We start from the raw sequence: 6,000 nt of genomic DNA on the forward strand, positions 1-6,000 counted from the left end.
CATTGCGGGTTCAACGAATATATCACGAATTCAAGGAAAGTATTCTAGTATAATCGCATTATGCGTTGCACCCACAAGATGCTGGTGAATTTGCTCCATTTCTCCGACATGCGGAACAACTGGCAAATCATAGGCTGCCGCAAGAGCTGTTCCTCTACTTAGGATGTGCCCAAGCAAGTCCTATATTGGATTGTTCTATCGTCTCAACGAAGACTCCCTATTTAGGACTTGTGGGTTAACATGTTTACTGTAAAACTCTATTGAGCAAAGCTGCTGCTTCGGCACGGGAAGAAATACCGCTCGGAACGAATTTGTATGCATCGCGTCCATTAATAAAATGAAGTGCCGCCGCCGCTCTTACTGAATCAAGCGCCCAGGCAGCCACAGCGGATTCGTCTGTGAAGAAAGAAGCCGTATTTCCGTTCAACTTGACGTCTTTCAAGATCACATACGCCCGCATCATCATGGTGACCATTTCTTCACGTTTGATTCTCGCATCGGGATCGAAAGTCGTTGTGCTTGTTCCTTTACTTATGCCTGCTTTGACAGCTATGGAAACTGCATCTTCGTACCAGGCGCCCTTCGCCACATCCGTAAATTTCGATTCGCCTACTGATGTCAGATGCAATGCTTTGACAAGCATAGCTGTAAATTCGGCCCGTGTGATGGAACGCTCTGGCTCGAACATTGCCGCACTAGTTCCGTCAATAATTTGCTTCGCCGCTAACTGTTCGATCGCATCGGCCGCCCAATGAGTGGACTTAACATCGGTAAATGATTTCTTGAATTCGAGCATCGCATATTTGCTAAAATGGTAAATATTAGCGACCCATTCTCCGTTAATAAATGTGCCTCGCACATATTCCAGCATACCATTGTCTGCCAAGTAGTAAATGCCAGTCAGTTTTGGATTTAAGGAAGGATCCACTTTGAATCGAATCGTCATCGGCTTATCGAAGCTGCTCAAGCTTGTCACTTTACCATCTTTCCCGACAATCGATAAGTTAAAATTGATCACTTTGCCGGAAAGTTTAATTTGTGCAAGTGTGGAAGATTGCCTTATCGCTAGAAGTTTGTTAGCATCGGATTCGGATAAGGGAGTCATGATCAACTCTATCTTACTGTTTTGTTTATCTTCTGCGGACAATTTATCTACCAACTGTTTAAGCAATTCAGCAGGTACTTCCAACGTGAATGGACCCATTTGAATGACTAATTGATTAGGTCCGAGCAGTTCGGCTGCATTAGCAGGAAGTACAATTTTCTCTTTATCTTTGGCTATGATTGTCACAACTCCGTTGGAAGCTGGAGAGGTAAGGTCTTCCGTTTTCACTATAAGTGTATGAGAATCGGTATTTCCATTGACTGTACCATTGCCACCACCAGTAGAAGGGTCTCCACCGCCAGTGTCCTTTGGCTTAAACGTAACATTGATCATATGGCCGGCAGTTACGTTGGTAAACGTATAGACGTTGTCGGTCACTGACACGGAGGTTCCGTTTACCCTCACCTTGTCGATTTCGTATCCATTGTTCGGATTGAATGTAAAGGTTTGATCAGCACCCTCATCGACTACAACAGCGCCGTTAGGACTAATCGTTCCGTTTTCCCCCGCACTCGCTGTGATCGTATGTGTCTGGTCACCGCCACCAGTATCCTTTGGCTTAAACGTAACATTGATCATATGGACGGCAGTTACGTTGGTAACCGTATAGACGTTGGCGGTCACTGACACGTCGGTACCGTTTACCCAGACCTTGTCGATTTCGTATCCATTGTTCGGATTGAATGTAAAGCTTTGATCAGCACCCTCATCGACTACAACGGCGCCGCTCGGGCTGATCGTTCCGTTATCCCCTGCACTCGCTGTGATCGTATGTGTCTTAGCTCCAATCTCACCGTTTTCCCGAAGGTTATAGAGCTCAAGCTCATACAAAGCGTACATGCCCCACGTCGTATAGTTCGCATCATTGATTTGTATTCTCAGCTTCATTGCGTCCTTTATTGTAGGAATATTGGCAAAGGTGTACTCCATTACGTTGTCATCTACGCTGTTTTTCCATTGGATGGGTACGCCATTCGCTATGGTTTCAAAGTTTACTCCGTCTGTAGAAGCCTGAACATCAATATTGGAAATACCCTGGAGTAATCCAGAAGTTGTGGCCATGACGATGGTGTTAAAGGTTTGCGGCTGTTCCCAAGTAAGATTAATCTGATGCGGAAATTGATGATTGGCTCTTATACTCGCGAACATGGTTCCATAACTGCCGTCTACCATATTCGAAGCACCATAGCCGCTATTATCTTCCCTGGCAGCTGATGCTGTAATGTTAGAATAGCTTCTGGCAATATTGGTGCCGGGTTCATTCACATTGCCTTTCAAAATGTTCAACGTGTAGAGCATTGAAGTCGTCCCGTCGCTTGCGGTGGACTTGATATGAACCATGCTTTTACCGATTGGAATATCAATCGCCTGCGCCGTGTTATTGGCGACGGTCTTTCCGTTGATCTGCAGCGTACCCTCTTCATCCGAAAGCGTTGGCGTAATCGCGATGGTGTTTACATCAATAGGAATCATTACCGGGTAGGTCGTCGTGCTGTTGTCAAACGTAAAGGAAGGAACATTAGAGATTGTTAAATTTCTTAGCGTTCCATCTGCTATTGGACTAATCTCTCCGTTGTCTGGAAGGTTATAAAGCTCAAGCTCATATAAAGCGTATATGCCCCAATACGTATTGTTGGCGTCATTGACCCGTATTCTCAGCTTCAGCGCGTCATTAACCGTAGGGATATTGACATACGTGTATTCCATTTTGTTGTCGTCTGTGCTGCTATTCCATTGAATCGGTACCCTCTTCGCAATTGTTGTCCAATTCGTTCCATCCGAAGTAGCCTCAACGTCAATATCCGTTATACCCTGTAATAACCCTGATGGCGTGGCCATGACAATCGTATTAAAGGTCATCTGTTGATCCCAAGTAAGATTGATTTCATGTGGGAACGGATGGGTGTTAGTATACCCGCTAATACTAGCAAACATGGAACCGTAACTGCCGTCAACCATATTCGAAACGCCATATCCGCTGCTGTCTTCCCTGGCAGCTGTTGCTGTAATCGCTGAATAACTTCTCGCAATATTGGTGGTCGTTTGATTCACATTGCCTTTGAGAAAGTTCAAAGTATATAGTCTCGTGGTTTCCCCATCACTTGCGGTAGACCGAATATGGATCTTACTTTTACCTGTAGGAATGTTGAATGTAAGCCTCTTTCCGCTGCCAATACGTTGTCCGTTGACCTCCAGAGTTCCATTTGCATCCGAAAGCGTTGGCGTAATGGAGAATACGTTAACATCACTGGGAACGATAACTTGGTAATTAATATTGTCCTTATTAAAATGAAACGAAGGTGAGCTAGTCAGGTCCAAACTTTGTAGTGTTCCGTCATAGATCTGCTGTCCTTCATACATGCTCACTCGATAACCGTCAACGAATAGGCTTTTGTTCTCTAGGTTCACTACCTTGATCGTGTGCTTGCCTGCTGATAGATTATGATTGCTGTATACCGATATTGAATCGAGTTGAACCTTTTCATATAGATCAATAATGACCGGAGCGGAATCGTCGATGTATACGGCAATTTTACCGGAGTATTCATTTTTCTCTGCAATAAGATCGATTCCGGACCCTGTAAATGTATAGGTCAAATAATCTTCCGCTTTCAATGTGGCTTGCACACCGCCCATATAAGCGTATTTCCGGCTTTTTGCAAACCATTCACCGTTGAAGGTGATTTCGCCGGTCGCGTTATCGGTCATGTATGTCATAGGTACATCTTGCCCATCGTAGGGACTCGTTGGCACGGGAATTGCACCCACAGGTTCACTGGCAGCAGCTTTAACCAGATAATTATGAAGCATTCTGATATATTCAGGGTCAATGGTATATTTTCTCGGATCTGAAGGGCTAACAGCGCTGTCAGCTATACGCTCGGCAAGATCAGGATTGGTTTGTTTGAGTTTGTGCATCAGTTCGTAATCCTCTAGTCCGTCTCTTTGGGCTTCGTAGCGCAGCGAGCTCTTAACCGTCATATTATCCTTATCCGGATATACGATCGTGGAATCGCCATAATGTGGGACATACCATACGTTCCATCCCCAATGCAAGTGCCCTTTAACATCGTCTTGACTAAGATTCCAGAATAACAGCCTGCCAGTCATAGTGGGCTGTGTCCAGAATCTGTTCAACCACGGAGCCGGATTGGCATCGCAAGTATACACCCACAAGTCTTTGCCGGCCGCTTGCTCCTTTTTATAAAAATCCTTATTGTATTGAAAAACCGGCGTTAACGGAACCCAAACATCCACATAGGGTTTGATGGCTTCGTTCATTAAAGTACCGCCCGCATCAGCGTCCAATGTTTTGAAATCTGGAACGATCTCTTTTACTTTTCTAGCTATATACGTCATATAGTTTGTAATGCTAGAACCGTTGGGTTCGTCCTTAGTATGTTGATACCAAGTGAAGCCATTATCGTTAAGCCAACCTTTTTCCTCTAAATGATCGTGCAATGCCGTCAAGTAGTTAGTAAGATAAGCGTCTGTTGCAGGTAGTGAATTGTTCTTAGGTATTGACGTTAACCACGGATCTTGGGGATTTTCTTTGTTTGGCCTTTCGCTTTGCGGCATTTGTTCTAATGCATGGATCAAGTGAATGTTCGCAAAATGAGTAATCCCTCTATCCATAAAGGTTTGAACATATCGATCAAACAAGGACCAGTCGATATCTTTAGGTATCCCGTCTTTAAAAGACGCCATTTTGGTACCATTTGCGTTTAATAACAAGTCTGTCCGAACCCAAATCATGTTCTGTCGATAGTCGCTCATGATTTTGGCGAAATTATCCATAAGCTCAAACCATTCATCGCTATATGTTTCCACTCCGTAATAGTACTGACCAACGTCATAACTATTCTGAGTTAAAGGATCATCAACATTCTCAGGCGGATTACCTCCAATCATAAAACCATTCGTCATCGACCACTGATAATTAACGAAATTAGCTTCAGAGGTTTGAGGGATTTCAACGTTAGCTACCTCAACGTCAATAGGTACTTGATAATCGCCCAAAGTCGTTTTCACTGTAACCATACCTTGATAAAAGCCAGGAGCAGCACCGGCTGGAACAAAATTCGTTATTAAAATGGGTTGAGTTGAATTTGCCGCCACATGTATAGATGGCTCGTTGGACAGCGGGTCGGGGATTGCTGATAAGGGATAGATTTGCTCGCCTACCAAATCCGGCCAATACTGATTGGGTTGCACTGTATCTTCAAGTTCGTATTCCGCAAAATGATAGCTTAAGTTGCTGTTTGAGATCGTATTGCCAGAAGATACAAGATTGGAAAATTCAACTCCAGTAATCTCAAAATCAGTAGTGCTTCTTACAGCAATTTGCTCATTTTCGTATTCGTTTCTGGCTGAAACAAGATCAATGCTGTTCCCAGGACTTGCGGGGATCGTGCTGGTCCTATATACGGCTTTCAATGCATTAACCACCCATACATCCAGCTGGCCGCTATCAGCATAGACATGAGCAGTATTGTTCTGATAAAAGAAGCTTGCTAGAATCATAAAACAAAGCATTTTATACGTTGTTCGCTTGAACATGGATCAACAATCCTCTCATTCTTTTTTTTAATTCAGAAACCATTTGTTGAAGCGCTTACAAAGGCGGTTGACAACGCCGTCTGTTCACAATTACATTGTATTATCATTTGAAACCCTGTAAAATAACAGTATTTTTTGAAATCTAACAGATTTCGATTAGAAACAAAAAAAGGGCCGTGCTCTTATTGAAGTGCACCCCTTAGAATAGACATTGGAAAAACCCCTAGGTTATTCCGATGAAATTCTAGGGGGTGTATTTTTGTGGCGGTTAAAGGGCAAAAGTTTAAGCATTATGAAGATACAACGAAAGTGGAGGCAATCCGCTTACATGTTGA

Annotated in this window: 1 protein-coding gene; it reads right to left on the reverse strand. The window is 43.6% G+C overall.

The genetic code is table 11. The features are described 5' to 3' along the window. Positions 1–244: 244 nt before the first annotated feature. Positions 245–5,665 carry a glycoside hydrolase domain-containing protein gene (locus AC1DM9_RS33690; RefSeq protein ID WP_477584378.1) on the reverse strand — a complete coding sequence of 1,807 codons (5,421 nt, stop codon included), beginning with the start codon at positions 5,663–5,665 and terminating at the stop codon, positions 245–247. Positions 5,666–6,000 lie beyond the last annotated feature (335 nt).

The sequence above is a fragment of the Paenibacillus sp. 01T431 genome (genome assembly GCF_056398625.1).